Origin of the sequence: Mesorhizobium sp. LNJC405B00 (assembly GCF_000502615.1) — a bacterium.
Taxonomy (GTDB): domain Bacteria; phylum Pseudomonadota; class Alphaproteobacteria; order Rhizobiales; family Rhizobiaceae; genus Mesorhizobium.
Map to the genome: position 1 here is coordinate 108,758 of NZ_AYWC01000008.1, position 16,875 is coordinate 125,632.

General features: G+C 62.8%; 17 protein-coding genes. 5 read left to right on the top strand and 12 right to left on the bottom strand.

All coding sequences use genetic code 11. The features are described from left to right. Positions 1-22: 22 nt before the first annotated feature. The 10 genes from X756_RS149230 to mdh all read right to left on the bottom strand — a co-directional run bounded on the left by X756_RS149230 (position 23) and on the right by mdh (position 10,546). Positions 23-778: an SDR family oxidoreductase gene (locus tag X756_RS149230; protein ID WP_023670532.1), complete on the bottom strand. Its 756-nt coding sequence runs from the start codon at positions 776-778 to the stop codon at positions 23-25. Next, positions 775-1,281 carry a hypothetical protein gene (locus X756_RS149225; RefSeq protein WP_023730250.1) on the bottom strand — a complete coding sequence of 169 codons (507 nt, stop codon included), beginning with the start codon at positions 1,279-1,281 and terminating at the stop codon, positions 775-777. The genes X756_RS149230 and X756_RS149225 overlap by 4 nt, the downstream gene beginning before the upstream one ends. Then, on the bottom strand, positions 1,278-2,015 hold the full coding sequence (locus X756_RS149220) for a DUF4241 domain-containing protein (protein WP_031195599.1): 738 nt from the start codon (positions 2,013-2,015) through the stop codon (positions 1,278-1,280). Before X756_RS149220 ends, X756_RS149225 begins: the two co-directional genes overlap by 4 nt. Before the next feature lie 16 nt (positions 2,016-2,031). Next, the gene (gene odhB / locus X756_RS149215; RefSeq protein WP_023730251.1) at positions 2,032-3,324 is read right to left on the bottom strand and encodes a 2-oxoglutarate dehydrogenase complex dihydrolipoyllysine-residue succinyltransferase; all 1,293 of its coding nucleotides are present in this window, start codon (positions 3,322-3,324) and stop codon (positions 2,032-2,034) included. Between the two features lie 47 nt (positions 3,325-3,371). Further along, complete coding sequence (locus X756_RS149210; RefSeq protein WP_023730252.1) at positions 3,372-6,359, bottom strand: 2-oxoglutarate dehydrogenase E1 component; 2,988 nt, start codon at positions 6,357-6,359, stop codon at positions 3,372-3,374. 207 nt (positions 6,360-6,566) lie between these two features. Further along, a complete protein-coding gene (gene sucD / locus X756_RS149205; RefSeq protein ID WP_023730253.1) occupies positions 6,567-7,469 on the bottom strand; it encodes a succinate--CoA ligase subunit alpha in 903 nt (300 codons plus the stop codon). A gap of 12 nt (positions 7,470-7,481) precedes the next feature. Beyond that, on the bottom strand, positions 7,482-7,970 hold the full coding sequence (locus tag X756_RS149200; protein ID WP_023710227.1) for a DUF1579 family protein: 489 nt from the start codon (positions 7,968-7,970) through the stop codon (positions 7,482-7,484). A 2-nt stretch (positions 7,971-7,972) separates the two neighbouring features. Next, entirely contained in the window at positions 7,973-8,344 is a 372-nt protein-coding gene (locus X756_RS149195) for a cupin domain-containing protein (RefSeq protein ID WP_023730254.1), read from the bottom strand. Between the two features lie 6 nt (positions 8,345-8,350). Further along, entirely contained in the window at positions 8,351-9,544 is a 1,194-nt protein-coding gene (sucC, locus tag X756_RS149190) for an ADP-forming succinate--CoA ligase subunit beta (RefSeq protein ID WP_023730255.1), read from the bottom strand. 33 nt (positions 9,545-9,577) lie between these two features. Then, a complete protein-coding gene (gene mdh / locus X756_RS149185; RefSeq protein WP_023670541.1) occupies positions 9,578-10,546 on the bottom strand; it encodes a malate dehydrogenase in 969 nt (322 codons plus the stop codon). Positions 10,547-10,780: 234 nt separating this feature from the next. Here mdh and X756_RS01000000165635 point away from each other — a divergent pair, with 234 nt between their 5' ends. Further along, on the top strand, positions 10,781-11,149 hold the full coding sequence (locus X756_RS01000000165635; RefSeq protein WP_245264522.1) for a GNAT family N-acetyltransferase: 369 nt from the start codon (positions 10,781-10,783) through the stop codon (positions 11,147-11,149). A 269-nt stretch (positions 11,150-11,418) separates the two neighbouring features. Here the strand turns inward: X756_RS01000000165635 and zapE are convergent, their stop codons facing one another. Next, entirely contained in the window at positions 11,419-12,603 is a 1,185-nt protein-coding gene (gene zapE, locus X756_RS149180; RefSeq protein ID WP_023726039.1) for a cell division protein ZapE, read from the bottom strand. 184 nt (positions 12,604-12,787) lie between these two features. After that, positions 12,788-13,327, bottom strand: a complete 540-nt coding sequence (locus tag X756_RS149175; RefSeq protein ID WP_023687689.1) for a protease inhibitor Inh/omp19 family protein — start codon at positions 13,325-13,327, stop codon at positions 12,788-12,790. 376 nt (positions 13,328-13,703) lie between these two features. On the opposite strand from X756_RS149175, the gene X756_RS149170 reads away from it, so the two are divergent. The 4 genes from X756_RS149170 to mtaB all read left to right on the top strand — a co-directional run bounded on the left by X756_RS149170 (position 13,704) and on the right by mtaB (position 16,864). Next, positions 13,704-14,327: a hypothetical protein gene (locus X756_RS149170; RefSeq protein WP_245264523.1), complete on the top strand. Its 624-nt coding sequence runs from the start codon at positions 13,704-13,706 to the stop codon at positions 14,325-14,327. 98 nt (positions 14,328-14,425) lie between these two features. Further along, positions 14,426-14,587: a DUF1328 family protein gene (locus X756_RS1000000167600; RefSeq protein ID WP_023671746.1), complete on the top strand. Its 162-nt coding sequence runs from the start codon at positions 14,426-14,428 to the stop codon at positions 14,585-14,587. A 73-nt stretch (positions 14,588-14,660) separates the two neighbouring features. Continuing rightward, complete coding sequence (gene dapF / locus X756_RS149160; RefSeq protein WP_023730257.1) at positions 14,661-15,545, top strand: diaminopimelate epimerase; 885 nt, start codon at positions 14,661-14,663, stop codon at positions 15,543-15,545. Further along, positions 15,545-16,864, top strand: a complete 1,320-nt coding sequence (gene mtaB / locus X756_RS149155; protein ID WP_031238734.1) for a tRNA (N(6)-L-threonylcarbamoyladenosine(37)-C(2))-methylthiotransferase MtaB — start codon at positions 15,545-15,547, stop codon at positions 16,862-16,864. Before dapF ends, mtaB begins: the two co-directional genes overlap by 1 nt. Positions 16,865-16,875: the final 11 nt, after the last annotated feature.

The window sequence follows — 16,875 nt, forward strand, 5'->3', positions numbered from 1 at the left end:
TTCGTTTCCCTTAGCTTGGGGCTCAGCGGCCGCCGCTTACATTCAGGATTGCGCCCGTCGTGTAGGACGCTTCATCCGACAAAAGATAGAGAACGGCATGCGCGACTTCATCCGCCGTGCCGGCTCGTTTCATCGGCAGCATGTCGCGGAACCGCTCGACCCGGTCCGGCTGGCCGCCCGAAGCGTGGATCTCGGTGTCGATGATGCCCGGCCGTATCGCATTGACCCGCACGCCTTCGGTCGCGACTTCGCGCGCCAGTCCGAGCGTGAAGGTGTCGATCGCCGCCTTGGACGCGGCATAGTCGACATATTCGCCTGGCGAGCCGTGTAGCGACGCAGCCGACGAGATGTTGACGATGGCGCCGCCCTGGCCGCCATGCTTGCTCGACATGCGCCGCACCGCTTCGCGGGCGCACAGAAACGAGCCGATGACATTGATGCGCATCATGCGCTCCAGCCGCGCCAGGCTCATCTCATCGACGCGCGCCTTGACGTCGACGATTCCGGCATTGTTGACCAGGGCGTCGAGCCGGCCATAGGCGCTATCGACGGCTTCGAACACGGCGACGATGTCAGCCTCGACGCCGACATCGCCCTTGACCGCTATCGCTTCACCGCCACCGGCCTCGATCTCGGCGACCAGCGCCTGGGCCGCGGCCTCGTTTGCGGCATAGTTGACCGCGACGCGGTAGCCGGCCTTCGCCGCAAGCCGGCAAGTGGCCGCACCAATGCCGCGGCTGCCGCCGGTGACCAGAAGAACTTTCTTCGCCGCGCTCATTCCTGGCAACCTTTCAGCAAAAACACATCCCACGGCAGTTTCGAAAAACCGTTGGAGCCAAAGGCAGACGACATCTGCAACGATGGACCAAGATCGGGGAAGATCAGGCTCTGCGGCGCGTCCGTGCCTTCGGCCGCCAGCAGCGCAATGTTGCCCTTGTGGTCGGCGCTGTAGACCACGCCCTGCCAGACCGTGCAGGCGGCAAGCTCGTCACCGGTGACGTCGCCGGTCGGGCATTTGTACATCAGCGAGCCATGCGGTCGCGAAACACCGGAGGTCCACATCACAATGCCGTCGAGCACGATCCCCTTGTCGAGCACCATCTTGAAGGTATTGGTGACGGTGGCCGCACCCATCGTCGGCCGAAAATCGATTCCGGCATCGCTCTCGGCATCGCCATAGACAGCAAGCGCCAGCGGGCAGGCGGCATGCGCCTCGTAACCCGCTGCGAGAACAGCCAGCCCGGCCATAAATCCGATCATTGGCGAAGCGATGTTTGTCATGAATTGCTCTGGCTGCTCTCGCGGCCGTCGGCGTTTTCGAGCACCTCGAAATCGGTCATCAAGACCAGCGGCTCGCCGGCCGCATCCAGTCCCCAGAAGGAATAATAGTTCCCATCACCGAAGCCAGTGTCGAACATGGCTATATTAAGCGGATTTCCATCAACCGGATTATCCATGCGGAACTTGTCGAACGAGCATGCAACGTCAGCAAGATAGCTGTCGAGTTCCTCCTGGTCGGACATCAGCGTCAGAACCGACTTGTCCATGAACGAAGCAACATTATCATCGACAATAAATCCAGACTTCCAGGACGATGTGCCGACGTCGCGGACGAAGGCAGCCAACTCCCACCGCACCGGCAAGCCAGTGCCAAACCGCAATACCGCTGCAGCAACACGGCCTTGCGCCTCAAGCAACGTGACTGGATAGCATCCCGGCCTGACCTTACGGCTAAACACAGGCCGTTCCAGCCCGGTAATCAGTGGATCGCAAGCGATGATTTCGCCGGTCGGTAGCTCAAGCTCACCGATCGCGGTGACGATGATCTTCCGCTCCGCCATTTCGGCTTCGCTGAGAGCGAAGACACCGAGATTGCTGCTCGCCGGCGCCGAATCCCATTCAGTCGATGTCGCCGGCGGAGAGATGGCGGCGGAAGCCGCCGGCCGGGAACGCCTCAATACGCTACCCGCTACTCGACCCAGCTTGAACCCAAACCGCGCCAGCCAGCCGCTCATGACGGATCAGCTCCGATCACAAATCAAGCACCAGCCGTTCCGGATCTTCCAGGCTGTCCTTGACGCGGACCAGGAAGGTCACCGCTTCCTTGCCGTCGACAATGCGGTGATCGTAGCTGAGCGCCAGGTACATCATCGGCCGAATCACGATCTGGCCGCCGACCACGACGGGCCGGTCCTGGATCTTGTGCATGCCAAGAATGCCCGACTGCGGCGCATTGAGGATCGGCGTCGACATCAGCGAACCGTAGACGCCACCGTTGGAAATCGTGAACGTGCCGCCTTGCATGTCGGCGACCGACAGCTTGCCGTCGCGTGCGGCGATGCCCAGCCGGCCGATATCCTTCTCTATTTCGGCAATCGACATCTGATCGGCGTCGCGCACCACCGGCACGACGAGGCCCTTTTCGGTGCCGACGGCGACGCCGATATGGGCATAGTTCTTGAAGATGATGTCGGTGCCGTCGATCTCGGCATTGACCGAGGGGATCTCCTTCAAGGCGTGGGTGACGGCCTTGGTGAAGAAGCCCATGAAGCCGAGCTTCACGCCGTGCTTCTTCTCGAAGATGTCCTTGTACTTGGTCCTGAGCGCCATCACCGCCGACATGTCGACCTCGTTGAAGGTGGTCAGCATGGCGGCGGTCGACTGCGCTTCCTTCAGCCGGCGCGCAATGGTCTGGCGCAGCTTGGTCATGCGCACGCGCTCCTCGCGCGACGCATCGTCGCCCGAGGACGGCGCACGCACGGCGACCGGAGCCGGTGCGGCCTTCGGAATTTCGGCCGACTGCGACGGCGCGCCCTTGGAAATCGCGTCGAGCACATCGCCCTTCAGCACCTGGCCGCGCTTGCCCGAGCCAGAAACCTGGTCGACCGACAGATTGTTCTCGGCGATCAGCTTTGCGGCAGCTGGCGCCGGCGGCATTGTGCGCGGCTCGACCGGCCCGGCATCGCCGGCGATCTTGGCGGTCTCGGCCGCGGCCTGCTTGGTCGTATGTGCCGCGTCGGGGCTCGACGCCTGCGACACAGCTTGCGGCTTGGTCTCCTGCTTGGACGCCGGGGCGGCGGCAGCGCCTCCAGCCGAGATCGAACCGAGCAGCGCACCGACGCCGACGGTCTCGCCTTCCTTGGCGGTGATCTCGCCCAGCGTGCCGGCGGCGGCGGCAGGCACTTCCACCGTCACCTTGTCTGTTTCGAGCTCGACCAGCGGCTCGTCGACGGCAATGGCATCGCCGACCTTCTTGAACCACTTGCCGATGGTCGCCTCGGTGACGGATTCGCCGAGAGTGGGAACGCGGATTTCGGTAGCCATTGTGCTGTCCGTTTCTTCTCTGTCTGTTCTATTCGCCGGGTTTTGTTCTATTCGCCGAGCGCGTCTTCGAGCAGGGCGGCGAGCTGCGCCAAATGCTTCGACATCAGACCGGTCGCCGGCGATGCCGCCGCCGGCCTGCCGGTGTAGCGCACCCGCTGATGCTTGGCGTCGATATGCGCCAGCACCCATTCCAGATACGGATCGATGAACGACCAGGCGCCCATGTTCTTGGGCTCTTCCTGGCACCACACCATCTCCGCATTGCGGAAACGCGACAGTTCGGTGATCAGCGCCTTGGCCGGGAACGGGTAGAGCTGTTCGACGCGCAGGAGATAGATATCGTTGATGCCGCGCTTCTCGCGCTCCTCGTACAGGTCGTAATAGACCTTGCCCGAGCACAGCACGACGCGGCGGATCTTGGAATCCTTGGTGAGCTTGATCGCCTGGTTCTGCAACAGCTGGGCGTCGTCCCACAACAGCCGGTGGAACGAGCTTTCGCCCGAAATCTCCGGCAGCGTCGACACTGCCCGCTTATGGCGCAGCAGCGACTTCGGCGTCATCAGGATCAGCGGCTTGCGGAAGTCGCGCTTCAGCTGCCGGCGCAGTATGTGGAAGTAGTTGGCCGGCGTCGTGCAGTTGGCGACTTGCATATTGTCTTCGGCGCAGAGCTGCAGGAAGCGCTCGAGCCGGGCCGAGGAATGTTCCGGACCCTGGCCCTCGTAGCCATGCGGCAAGAGACACACGAGGCCCGACATGCGCAGCCACTTACGTTCGCCGCTGGAGATGAACTGGTCGAACACCACCTGGGCGCCGTTGGCGAAATCGCCGAACTGCGCTTCCCAGAGCGTCAGCGCCTTCGGCTCGGCCAGGCTGTAGCCATATTCGAAGCCAAGCACCGCCTCTTCCGACAGCATCGAGTTGATGACTTCGTAGCCGGCCTGCGCCGCCGACAGATTGTTGAGCGGGATGTAGCGGGTCTCGTCCCGCTGGTCGTAGAGCACGGAATGGCGCTGCGAGAAGGTGCCGCGTTCGGAATCCTGGCCGGAGAGCCGGATCGGATTGCCGTCGAGCAGGATGGCGCCGAAGGCCAGCGCCTCGGCCGTCGACCAGTCGATGCCTTCGCCGGAGTCGATCGCCTGGCGGCGGTTTTCGAGGAAGCGGATGATGGTCTTGTGCGCCTCGAAACCCTTCGGCACCTCGGTCAGTTTCTTGCCGATGTCCTTCAGCACCTTGACCGGCACCGCGGTTTTCCCGCGGCGCTGTTCGTCCTGGTTGTCGGCGGTGCGCAGGCCGGACCAGGCACCGTCCAGCCAGTCGGCCTTGTTGGGCTTGTAGTGCTGGCCGACTTCCCATTCGGATTCCAGATGGGCGCGCCAGTCGGCCTTCATCTTGTCGAGTTCGGCCTGGCTGATGTGGCCCTCGGCGATCAGCCGCTCGCCATAGATCTGCACCGTCGTCTTGTGGTTGCGGATGTTGGCGTACATGATCGGCTGGGTGAAGGCTGGCTCGTCGCCCTCATTGTGGCCGAAGCGGCGATAGCAGAACATGTCCACCACCACCGGCTTGTGGAACTTCATGCGAAATTCGATCGCCACCTTGGTGGCATGCACCACCGCTTCCGGGTCGTCGCCATTGACGTGGAAGATCGGCGCCTCGATCATCTTGGCGACGTCGGACGGATAGGGCGACGAGCGCGAGAAGCGCGGATTGGTGGTGAAGCCGATCTGGTTGTTGATGATGAAATGCAGCGTGCCGGCGACGCGGTGGCCGCGCAACCCCGACAGGCCGAGGATTTCGGCAATCACACCTTGGCCGGCAAAGGCGGCATCGCCATGCAGAAGCAGCGGCAGCACCTTGGCGCGCTCTTCCAGCGGCACGATCTCCTCGCGGCTGCGGCCGAACAGATAGTCCTGCTTGGCGCGCGCCTTGCCCATCACAACCGGATCGACGATTTCCAGATGCGAGGGATTGGCGGTCAGCGACAGATGCACCTTGTTGCCGTCGAATTCGCGGTCCGACGAGGCGCCGAGATGGTACTTGACGTCGCCCGAGCCCTCGACCTCGTCAGGAGCGGCCGAGCCGCCCTTGAACTCGTGGAAGATGGCGCGGTGCGGCTTGGCCATCACCTGGGACAGCACGTTCAGCCGGCCGCGATGCGCCATGCCGAGCACGATCTCCTTCATGCCGAGCTGGCCGCCGCGCTTGATGATCTGCTCCAGCGCCGGGATCAGGCCTTCGCTACCATCGAGGCCGAAGCGCTTGGTACCCTTGTACTTGACATCGATGAACTGCTCGAAGCCTTCGGCCTCGACCAGCTTCTGCAGGATCGCTTTTTTTCCCGTAGCGGTGAAGGAAATCTCCTTGTCGGCACCCTCGATGCGCGCCTGGATCCAGGCCTTCTCCTCGGGATCGGAAATGTGCATGAACTCGACACCTAGCGTCGAGCAATAGGTGCGGGTCAGGATCTCCAGCATCTGCCGGATGGTGCCGAATTCGAGGCCGAGCACATTGTCGAGGAAGATCGGCCGGTCGTAGTCGGCTGCGGTAAAACCGTAATTTTCCGGCGACAGCTCGTTATAGTCCTCAAGCGGCTTGGCGATGCCGAGCGGGTCGAGATTGGCGTGCAGATGGCCGCGCATGCGGAAGGCGCGGATCATCATGATGGCGCGCACCGAATCGCGCGTCGCCTGATGCACGTCGGCATCCGATAGCACGACGCCATTGGTGACCGCCTTGTCCTTGACCTTCTTTTCCAGATGCTTCTCGACGATGCCCCAATTGCCGTCCAGCGCCGACACCAGTTCGCCATTGGCCTGCAGCGGCCAGGACGGCTTTGCCCAGGAAGCGCCCTTGGCGTTCTTGCGCACATCGCCGGCGTCGTCGTTCAGCCCGGCGAAGAAATCCTGCCATTCGGGGTTTACTGACTCTGGATCATCCTCATAGGAGGCATACAACGCGTCGATATAGTCGGCATTGCCGCCATACAGGAAAGAGGTGAGCGAAAATTGGTCGTTGGCCTGATCTTGTCTTGCCATTTTTGTCTGCNCATTGCCGCCATACAGGAAAGAGGTGAGCGAAAATTGGTCGTTGGCCTGATCTTGTCTTGCCATTTTTGTCTGCGGAGCCTGGCTCCGTCTCCTTTTCAAAAGCGAATAGTGAGTAGCGAATAGCGAGTAGGGATTTTTTCCGGGTCGCGCCGTTACTCTCTTTTCCCTATTCGCTATTCACTACTCGCTACTCACTTAGCCTTTGATCGCCTCGACCAGGGTCGTGCCCAGACGCGCCGGCGATGGCGATACCTTGATGCCGGCCGATTCCATCGCCGCGATCTTGTCTTCCGCGCCGCCCTTGCCGCCGGAGATGACCGCGCCCGCATGGCCCATGGTGCGACCGGCCGGCGCAGTGCGCCCGGCGATGAAGCCCGCCATCGGTTTCCTGCGGCCGCGCTTGGCCTCGTCCTTGAGGAACTGCGCGGCGTCTTCCTCGGCCGAACCGCCGATCTCGCCGATCATGATGATCGACTTGGTCTCGTCGTCGGCAAGGAACATTTCGAGCATGTCGATGAACTCGGTGCCTTTTACGGGGTCGCCGCCGATACCGACGGCGGTGGTCTGGCCGAGGCCGACATTGGTGGTCTGGAACACTGCCTCATAGGTAAGCGTTCCCGAGCGCGAAACAACGCCGACCGAGCCCTTGCGGAAGATGTTGCCGGGCATGATACCGATCTTGCATTCGTCGGGGGTGAGCACGCCGGGGCAGTTCGGGCCGATCAGCCGCGAGGTCGAGCGGTCGAGCCGCGCCTTGACCCTGACCATGTCCATCACCGGAATGCCTTCGGTGATGCAGACGATCAGCGGGATCTCGGCTTCGATGGCTTCGAGGATGGCTTCGGCGGCGCCCGCCGGCGGCACATAGACAACCGAGGCATTGGCGCCGGTCTTTTCCTTGCCCTCGGCAACGGAAGCGAAGATCGGCAGGTTTTCGCCCTTGGCGCCGGTCCAGGTCTCGCCACCCTTCTTGGGATGGATGCCGCCGACCATCTTGGTGCCGTGATAGGCCAAGGCCTGCTCGGTGTGGAACGTGCCGGTCTTGCCGGTCAGGCCCTGAACCAGCACCTTGGTGTTCTTGTCGATGAGAATGGACATCGGAGCCCTTTTCTAAAAGCCGTTGATCGGGGAAGGCGAGACGCGCCGGTAGACGCCGCTCACCATGTCTTGCCAGCTGTCGCTGCCGGCAGGTTTGAAATGCAGTCGCATCCGGTAGGCATCGGCATTGTCGAAAATATACGTCACGCGCGCTGAGCCACGCGGCGACGACCGCTCCAGAACCAGCTCATCGCCGTTCCACGTTCCTGTGGCCGGCGAGGCCGGCACAAAACCCATGGAGTCGAACTGGTGCATGGTGAAGAGCCTGTTTGGCTGATCGAAGCCGAACACGCTGTGCGAGCCGAACGAGACCGTGCCGTCGCGGCGCTGGCGATAGCGCTGGACCACGAACAGTCCGCCGAACTGTGCCTCTGCCAGCACGTCCGACGTCGCCGGTCCGCCATCGGCCCACTGCGTTTCCGCCACCTCTTCCTCGCCGCGCCACGCGCCGACCAGCGCCTGCAGGCGCTGGTGATCGGCCGAGAGCGAGAAGGCGTTCATGATCAGAGCCGCTTCAGGTCGGAGACGGTGAGGTCGCTCTTGGCGTTGCCGGTGTTGAGCGTCGTTGCCGGTTCGAACATCAGCACCACCGGCTCGGCGGTCAGCGACCGCGGCCGGTGCTCGACGCCGCGCGGCACGACGATGAAATCGCCCTCGCCGAGCTCGACCGGACCGTCGCGGAAATCGATGGCGATGCGCCCGCGCAGGACGAGGAAGGCTTCGTCCTCATGCTCATGCGCATGCCAGTCGAAGGTCTCGCCGAACTTGGCAACCTTCGCCTGGCTGTCATTGACGTCGCCGGCAATATGCGGATCGAAGACCTTGCTGATCTTCGCATCCGCCGCCTCGACGAGGTTTATCTTGCGCGGAGGCATTCGCCTTCAGCCCTTCACCGCCGCCACGATCTTCTTGGCTGCGTCGTCGAGATCGTCGGCCGACACGACGTTTAGACCGCTGTCGTTGATGATCTTCTTGCCGAACTCGGCATTGGTGCCTTCAAGGCGCACCACCAGCGGCACTTGCAGGCCGACTTCCTTGACCGCGGCAATGACGCCCTCGGCGATGATGTCGCACTTCATGATGCCGCCGAAGATGTTGATCAGTATGCCTTTGACGGCCGGATCCTTGGTGATGATCTTGAACGCCGCCGTCACCTTCTCCTTCGACGCGCCGCCGCCGACATCGAGGAAGTTGGCGGGCTCGGCGCCGTAGAGCTTGATGATGTCCATAGTCGCCATGGCGAGGCCGGCGCCATTGACCATGCAGCCGATATTGCCGTCGAGCGCGACATAGGCGAGGTCGTATTTCGACGCCTCGATCTCCTTCTCGTCCTCTTCGGTGGTGTCGCGCAGTTCCATCAGTTCGGGGTGGCGGAAGAGAGCGTTGTTGTCGAACGACACCTTGGCGTCCAGCACGCGCAGGCGGCCGTTTTTCATCACGATCAGCGGGTTGACCTCGAGTAGGCTCATGTCCTTCTCGACAAAGGCCTTGTAGAGGATCGGGAACAGCGTGCCGGCATCCTTGGCGGCATCGCCGGTGAGGCCCAGCGCTTCCACCAATATGTCGACGTCGATGGTCGTCACGCCGGCCAGCGGATCGATGGCGCGGGTGATGATCTTTTCCGGTGTGTCGTGGGCGACGCCTTCAATGTCCATGCCGCCCTCGGTCGAGACGACGAAAGCGATGCGGCCGACCGAGCGGTCGACCAGGATCGACAGATAAAGCTCGCGATCGATGTCGGCGCCGTCCTCGATATAGAGGCGGTTGACCTGCTTGCCGGCGGGGCCGGTCTGCTTGGTCACCAGCGTGTGGCCGAGCATCTCATTGGCGTTGGCAACGACTTCGGCAACCGACTTAGCCAGCCGCACGCCGCCCTTTGCGTCGGGCGACAGTTCCTTGAACTTCCCCTTGCCGCGGCCGCCGGCATGGATTTGGCTCTTCACCACATAGAGCGGACCGGGAAGCGCTTGTGCCGCGGCTTCCGCTTCGCTTGCCTTGAACACCGGCACGCCTTCGGCCACCGGCGCGCCAAACGACTTCAGCAGCGCCTTGCCTTGATATTCATGGATGTTCATCTGGATGGTCTCCGGATCGGCTGCTTTGGGGGATTACTTCGAGGCGAGGTGCGGGGCGATCTTGACGCAAGCCTCGGTCAGGCCCTGCACTGTCGCCACCGAAGCGTCGAACATCTTCTGCTCGGCCTTGTTGAGGTCGATCTCGATGATGCGCTCGACGCCGCCGGCGCCGATGACAACGGGAACGCCGACATAGGTGCCCTTGACGCCATACTGGCCCGAGAGATGCGCAGCACAAGGCAGCACGCGCTTCTTGTCCTTGAGGTAGGATTCGGCCATCGAGATCGCCGAGGCGGCTGGCGCGTAGAAGGCCGAGCCGGTCTTGAGCAGACCGACGATCTCGGCGCCGCCGTCGCGGGTGCGCTGGACGATCTGGTCGAGCTTTTCCTTCGAGGTCCAGCCCATCTTAATGAGATCGGGCAACGGAATGCCTGACACAGTGGAGTAGCGGATCATCGGCACCATGGAATCGCCGTGGCCGCCGAGCACGAAGGCGGTAACGTCCTCGACCGAGACCTTGAATTCCTCGGCGAGGAAATAGCGGAAGCGCGCGCTGTCGAGCACGCCGGCCATGCCGACGACATGGGTCTTGGGCAGGCCGGAAAACTTCTGCAGCGCCCAGACCATGGCGTCGAGCGGGTTGGTGATGCAGATGACGAAGGCCTTGGGTGCATATTTCTTCAGCCCGGCGCCGACCTGTTCCATGACCTTGAGGTTGATGCCCAGCAGATCGTCGCGGCTCATGCCTGGCTTGCGCGGCACGCCCGCGGTGACGATGCAAACGTCGGCGCCCTCGATGCCGGCATAATCATTGACGCCGGTCAGCCGGGAATCAAAACCGTCGACCGGCGACGACTGCGCGATATCGAGCCCCTTGCCTTGCGGAATGCCCTCGGCAATATCGAACAGCACCACGTCGCCGAGGTCCTTGAGGCCGATCATGTGAGCGAGCGTGCCGCCGATCATGCCGGAGCCGATGAGCGCTATCTTGTTGCGTGCCATGTGAGGAAATTTTCCCTTTGTCTGTGACGACGCCCAAAATCCCTGGCGATCTGTTGACGGCGTCGAGGAAGAGGCCGGAATGCTATGGTCTCAGCTAGATTTCGCCGCATCCAGTAGCCCCGGTGGAAAATATATTCAAACGATTATTTTCGAGTGAATGATTTCAATCGGTTAGAAACATTGGGACTTACGTAAACGTCAAAGTTTGTAAGCCGATTTGGGAGATTTTACACAATGAGCGTGGAAATCAGAAGATTATATCCAGGCGATGACGCCCTTGTGAAGCGCATCGCCGAGGACGTGTTCGACGAGCCGGTCCGGGCAGACAGGCTTGCTGCCTACCTCGCCTCATCATCAGGTCATCTCATGATCGTGGCATTGGCCGACGGCGTCGTCGACCAATGCCCCACAATCATCCACCGCCATCCCGACAAGGTCAACGGACTCTACATCGACGAAGTCGGCGTCTCACCCGCCTACCAGCGCCAAGGCATCGCGCGAAAAATGCTCGACGCGATGTTCGCGCTCGGCCGCGAGCAAAGGTTGCGGCGAAGCCTGTGTTGGAACCGAGCCGGACAATGTTCCATCGCGCGGGCTTTATGAAAAACGCAGGGAGGAGCATGGGCAGGCGGAGGCGTTTGTAATGTATGCGTATGACCTTTAGGCGTCGACGGGACAGCGCCCCCCTCTGCCTTGCCAGGCATCTCCCCCACGAGGGGGGAGATCGGACGTCACGCGACCTTTCGCCAATCTCCAATGGCCGCAGGAATGAGCGGAGCGCCGAAACCGCCAATCTCCCCCCGTGTGGGGGAGATGTCCGGCAGGACAGAGGGGGGCGCGAAGGATCACTACATAATGACCTCTTCGAACCCTCAGACCTGCACTTCCGCCTTCGCCTTTTGCCGTTCCGCCCAGTCCTGCAGCCAATCCCGGCTCTGCATTTCGATCAGCCGCGAGGCCGTGCGCTCGAATTCGAACACCTCGTTGCCGCGCCTGGCCGTATAGAGCTCAGGGGGCGAGGCATCGGCGCTTACCACCAGCCGCGTGTGATGATCGTAGAGCGTGTCTATCAGGAGGATGAAGCGCTTGGCCTCGTTGCGCTTGCCTTCGCCCAGCACCGGCACGTGATCGATGAAGACGGTCGAGAAGCGGCCGGCAATCGCCAGAAAATCGCGCGCGCCGAGCGGCTTTTCGCAGAGATCGGCGAAGGAAAACCGCGCCGCATTGCCGGAAGCAGCCGGTATTCTCACCTGCCGCCCCTTGAGCGTCAGCGCGGTCTCGGCCGTTGCCGCCCCGTGCGTCATCGCCTGCCAGGCTTCGTCGAGCATACGATCGGCTTCGGCATCCGCCGGCGTGACATAAACCGGCGTGCGGGCGAGCTTTTCCAGCCTGTAGTCCTTGTCGGCATCAAGCGTCAGCACATGGGCGTGGCGCTCGAGAATGCTGATGAAGGGCAGGAAGAGCTGGCGGTTCAGCCCGTCGCGATAAAGGTCCTGCGGCGCGACATTCGAGGTGGCGACCAGAACCACGCCGTTGGCGAACAGCGCCGAAAACAGCCGCGACAGGACCATCGCATCGGCAATGTCGGTGACCGAAAACTCATCGAAGCACAGCACCCAGGCCTGTTCGGCAAGCTGAAGCGCGACCGGCGGGATCGGGTCGTCCTCCTTGACGTCGCCGTTCTTGCGCGCCTGCCGGTGCTTCTGGATGCGGTCCTGCACATCGGCCATGAAGTCGTTGAAATGAACGCGGCGCTTGCGCCTGACCGGCAACAGCTCGAAGAACATATCCATCAGCATGGTCTTGCCGCGACCGACGCCGCCATGAATGTAGAGGCCCTGGACGACCTCGCGCGTCTCGCGCTTGCGGGCAAACAGCCAGCCGAGCGCGCTCGACTTGTGCGCCAGCCGCTTGACCGAGATCTCGTCGGTCAGCCGGTCGAGCGCGGCGGCGATGCGCTCCTGCGCAGGATCGCGCTCGATGGCGCCGGTTGCGACCAGATGGTCGTAGCGCTGCCTGACGGTCGCATGGGTCTGGAGGCAGTCACGCAGATGCATCGGTCACGTCGCTTACTTTGAGCGGATTGCTCCAGGAAAGATCAGGGTGTGTTGAGGTTCAGGTCAGGCCGAGCCGAGAATGGTGGCTCCTGAGAACCGGAGCGGAGCGTACTTAAGTACGCACCGGAAGCGCAGGAAGCCGCCGTTCGCAGGCCGGCCTCACCTGAATATCAGCATACCCTGCCTACCTTGTAAGCGATATCGGCAAGCCGTTGGTAGTCTGGCCGTCGAATTTCGAACCGCCCGAGGAATAGAGCCGCGCCAGCGTGCCGCCATTCTCGTCATAGAGCGTCAGCTGCTTGCCGGCGACGTTCCACGATTTGATGCCGTCGATGGGCGGCGGGCAATGCAGCGGCCCGGCGCGGAAGCCGGCGCCGAATTTGGTCTGCGGCGTCGCCACCTTGCAGCTCTGTCCGGACACGCTGGCGTTCCAGACGCCGGCAACGCTCGCAGCGGTAAGGTCGGAGGCTCCGGCCGGCGCCGATCCGTCCGGCGGCAGCGAGGCGACCTGCGCGCCTGCCGGCGCGGTCGGGAATTGCGATGGGTCGGTGGTGCCCGGCGCTGCCGGGGGCGGCAGTTGGCTTCCGCTCACCGTGCCGGCGGGCGCGGGCTGCAGCGGGGCGGGCTGCTGGTCATCCATCGATGAAAAACGCGAGGTCGAACAGCCGCTCGCAACGAGCGCTGCCAGCGATACGGCCATCAGCCCGCTTCTCGAAAAAATCATTCCAACCTCCGTCGGATCCGGCTGGGGGGAAGCCGTCCGCACAATCTCACCCCTCACCAAGATGGAGAAGGTGGCGAAATTTCAACCCGATATGGTTAAAATAGGGTTTGCACCACGAATTGTTGTAAATTTGTCGCAAAATGGCTGGCGGACAAAAGGCATGTCTTCGCTCTAGCGCGGTTCCAACCGGTACATTGGTTGCGAAAGCGGCACCGGAGCCCGCAGCAGGTCGGCGCATCGGCGGTCGAGCGCAACTGCCGGCGCAAAACTGACTGAAGCGCTTGAGGCGCAAGGCCTGGCGCGTGAGCGGTTTCGCGCCTTCCGTCCGGGCGAGCTTTGGGACGTTCCCGAGATCGAGCGCGGCTGAAGTCTGCATTTGGCCGTTTACGGCACTGCCGTTTTAGCCGATGTTCTATCGCAACAGGGGGAACAGATGAAATCAATCTTGGCAGTTTTGATCGCGCTGGTAATTTCGACGCCGGCCGCTTTCGCGGGCGAAATCTCCGATCGCGCCGCTGAAGCCGAAAAGGCACTGCAGGCGGGTGATGGCGCCGGCGCGCTGGACAAATTCCTCAGCGCCGAGGACGCTCTGTGGCAAGCGATGCCGCTTGGCGTGCAAAATGTGAAGCATATCCTGTCGGCCAGCGGGTTCGGCGCCTACGCCGAGCGCCCGAACCATGTCTACAAGCCGGGCGAAGAGATTGTGCTTTATATGGAGCCGGTTGGTTACGGCTACGGCTCGGATGGGCTCGGCAACAACCAGATCGCGCTTTACGTTGACCTTACCGTGCTTTCCCAGTCGGGCGAGAAGCTGGGCAGCGTCGAAAAGCTTGGTCGGGTCCAGCTCGCCTCGCGCTCGCATAACCGAGAGATGTTCTTCAAATTAAACGTCTCCCTGGATGGCGTTCCCCCCGGCAAATACCGCGCGGATTTCCTCATGCACGACGAGAACTCGCCAAAGACGGCGCCTTTCACGACCGACTTCGAGATTGCCGAATAGCGCGCCCAGTCGGAAAGAGCCTCGCGGCAACGGAACCAGAGCGCCGCAGATGCGTTCTTAAGCCGGCTGCAGGCCAGTCAATTTGCGAGGCATTGTCCATGATCAAATGGATCATCATTCTTCTGATCGTTGCTGCCGCCGCCAGCCTGCTCGGCATGCCGGCGCTGGCCGGTGCCGCCGCCACCGGCGCGCGCCTGCTGATCGGCATCGTTCTCGTCATCTTCCTGCTGATCGTACTCGGCGTTTTCGCGGTAACCTAGACGCAGCCCACACTGGTAATTCCCGCCCGTTTCCGCCATATAGCGGCGAAACGTACAGGAATTACCTCAGATCATGGCAGGCACTGCCTCCTTCGCCAAGATGAACGGCATCGGCAACGAAATCATCGTCGCCGACATGCGTGGCCGTGCCGATAGGGTCACGGCGGCGTCGGCTGTCGCGCTGAACGCCGATGCGGCGACCAGGTTCGACCAGATCATGGCGATCCACGATTCGCGCACGCCGGGCACCGCCTTTTACATCGACATCTTGAATTCCGATGGCTCGGGCGCGCAGGCCTGCGGCAACGGCATGCGCTGTGTCGTCCAGGCGCTGGCCGCCGAAACCGGCCAGAAGACTTTCACCTTCGAGACCCGCGCCGGCATCCTCAACGCCGTCGAACATGCCGACGGCACCATCTCGGTCGACATGGGCACGCCGCGCTTCGGCTGGCAGGATATCCCGCTGGCTGAGGAATTCCGCGACACCCGCATGATCGAGTTGCAGATCGGCCCCATCGACGCGCCGGTGCTCCATTCGCCTTCGGCTCTCTCGATGGGCAACCCGCACGCCATCTTCTGGGTCGAAAACGATGTCTGGTCCTACGAACTCGAGCGTTTCGGCCCGCTGCTCGAAAACCATCCTATCTTCCCCGAGCGCGCCAACATCACTATCGCCCAGGTAACGTCGCCGGAGACGATGATCATCCGCACCTGGGAGCGCGGCGCCGGCCTGACCAAGGCCTGCGGCTCGGCCGCTTGCGCTTCCGTCGTCGCCGCTGCCCGCACCCGGCGCACCGGCCGCAGCGTTACGCTGATGACGCCCGGCGGCGGCTCGCTGCATGTGGAATGGCGCGACGACGACCACGTCATCCTGACCGGTGCCGCTGAATGGGAATTTTCCGGCAGTTTCGATCCGTCGACCGGCACCTGGGCCCGCGACACCGAAAGCGCGGCCTGATGTCTGCACTTGCCGATACCAAGGGCCTCAACTCCCAAGGCATAGACGTCGTCACCTTCGGCTGCCGTCTCAACACCTATGAATCCGAGGTGATGCGGCGCGAGGCCGAAAGTGCCGGCCTCGGCGCGCTCAAAGGCGGGGCTATCATCTTCAACACCTGCGCCGTCACTTCGGAAGCGGTGCGCCAGGCCAGGCAGTCGATCCGCAAAGCCCGCCGCGAAAACCCGGCGGCGCGCATCATCGTCACCGGCTGCGCCGCGCAGACCGAACCGCAGAATTTTGCCGCCATGCACGAGGTCGACCTCGTGCTCGGCAATGAGGAGAAGCTGAAGGCGAACTCCTATCGCGCGCTGCCGGATTTCGGCGTCAACGACACCGAAAAGGCGCGCGTCAACGACATCTTCTCGGTGCGCGAGACCGCCGGCCACATGGTCGACGCCATTGAGGGCCGGGCGCGTGCTTTCGTCCAGGTGCAGAACGGCTGCGACCATCGCTGCACCTTCTGCATCATCCCCTATGGCCGCGGCAACTCACGCTCGGTGCCGATGGGCGCGGTTGTCGAGCAGGTCAAGCGTCTCGTCGGCAACGGCTACGCCGAGATCGTGCTGACCGGCGTCGACATGACCTCTTTCGGCGCCGACCTGCCGGGCGCGCCGAAGCTGGGAAAGCTGGTGAAGACCATCCTGAAGCAGGTGCCTGATGTGAGGCGGCTGCGGCTGTCCTCCATCGATTCGATCGAGGCCGACGACGATCTGCTGGACGCCATCGCCACCGAGCCCAGGCTGATGCCGCATCTGCATCTGTCGCTGCAGTCGGGCGACGACATGATCTTGAAGCGCATGAAGCGCAGGCATTTGCGTGACCAGTCGATCCGCTTCTGCGAGGATGTGCGCAAGCTGCGCCCCGAAATCGTCTTCGGCGCCGACATCATCGCCGGCTTCCCGACCGAGACCGAGGAGATGTTTCAGAATTCGATAAAGATCGTCGAGGAATGTGGGCTGACGCACCTGCATGTCTTCCCGTTTTCGCCGCGCGAAGGCACGCCCGCCGCGCGCATGCCGCAGGTCCGCCGCGAACTGGTCAAACAGCGGGCGGCCCGGCTGCGCGCCGTCGGCGAGGCCGCCTATCGCCGCCATTTGTCGTCGCTCCCGGGAACGCGCCAGTCGATCCTGGTCGAGCGCGACGGCCTCGGCCGCACCGAAGGGTTCACGCTTGCCGCGCTAGGCACAGGCGCGCCGGGCGAGATCGTCGAGGCAGACATCACCGGCCATGATGGCGCGCGCCTGATAGCCTCGCCCCTCACTGCCCGCGCCGCCTGAGACGATTGAAG

What these genes read in the sequence shown, in the direction of transcription:
- X756_RS149230 (WP_023670532.1), bottom strand. Translation starts at nt 778, where the DNA reads ATGAGCGCGGCGAAGAAAGTTCTTCTGGTCACCGGCGGCAGCCGCGGC.
- X756_RS149225 (WP_023730250.1), bottom strand. Translation starts at nt 1,281, where the DNA reads ATGACAAACATCGCTTCGCCAATGATCGGATTTATGGCCGGGCTGGCT.
- X756_RS149220 (WP_031195599.1), bottom strand. Translation starts at nt 2,015, where the DNA reads ATGAGCGGCTGGCTGGCGCGGTTTGGGTTCAAGCTGGGTCGAGTAGCG.
- odhB (WP_023730251.1), bottom strand. Translation starts at nt 3,324, where the DNA reads ATGGCTACCGAAATCCGCGTTCCCACTCTCGGCGAATCCGTCACCGAG.
- X756_RS149210 (WP_023730252.1), bottom strand. Translation starts at nt 6,359, where the DNA reads ATGGCAAGACAAGATCAGGCCAACGACCAATTTTCGCTCACCTCTTTC.
- sucD (WP_023730253.1), bottom strand. Translation starts at nt 7,469, where the DNA reads ATGTCCATTCTCATCGACAAGAACACCAAGGTGCTGGTTCAGGGCCTG.
- X756_RS149200 (WP_023710227.1), bottom strand. Translation starts at nt 7,970, where the DNA reads ATGAACGCCTTCTCGCTCTCGGCCGATCACCAGCGCCTGCAGGCGCTG.
- X756_RS149195 (WP_023730254.1), bottom strand. Translation starts at nt 8,344, where the DNA reads ATGCCTCCGCGCAAGATAAACCTCGTCGAGGCGGCGGATGCGAAGATC.
- sucC (WP_023730255.1), bottom strand. Translation starts at nt 9,544, where the DNA reads ATGAACATCCATGAATATCAAGGCAAGGCGCTGCTGAAGTCGTTTGGC.
- mdh (WP_023670541.1), bottom strand. Translation starts at nt 10,546, where the DNA reads ATGGCACGCAACAAGATAGCGCTCATCGGCTCCGGCATGATCGGCGGC.
- X756_RS01000000165635 (WP_245264522.1), top strand. Translation starts at nt 10,781, where the DNA reads ATGAGCGTGGAAATCAGAAGATTATATCCAGGCGATGACGCCCTTGTG.
- zapE (WP_023726039.1), bottom strand. Translation starts at nt 12,603, where the DNA reads ATGCATCTGCGTGACTGCCTCCAGACCCATGCGACCGTCAGGCAGCGC.
- X756_RS149175 (WP_023687689.1), bottom strand. Translation starts at nt 13,327, where the DNA reads ATGATTTTTTCGAGAAGCGGGCTGATGGCCGTATCGCTGGCAGCGCTC.
- X756_RS1000000167600 (WP_023671746.1), top strand. Translation starts at nt 14,426, where the DNA reads ATGATCAAATGGATCATCATTCTTCTGATCGTTGCTGCCGCCGCCAGC.
- dapF (WP_023730257.1), top strand. Translation starts at nt 14,661, where the DNA reads ATGGCAGGCACTGCCTCCTTCGCCAAGATGAACGGCATCGGCAACGAA.
- mtaB (WP_031238734.1), top strand. Translation starts at nt 15,545, where the DNA reads ATGTCTGCACTTGCCGATACCAAGGGCCTCAACTCCCAAGGCATAGAC.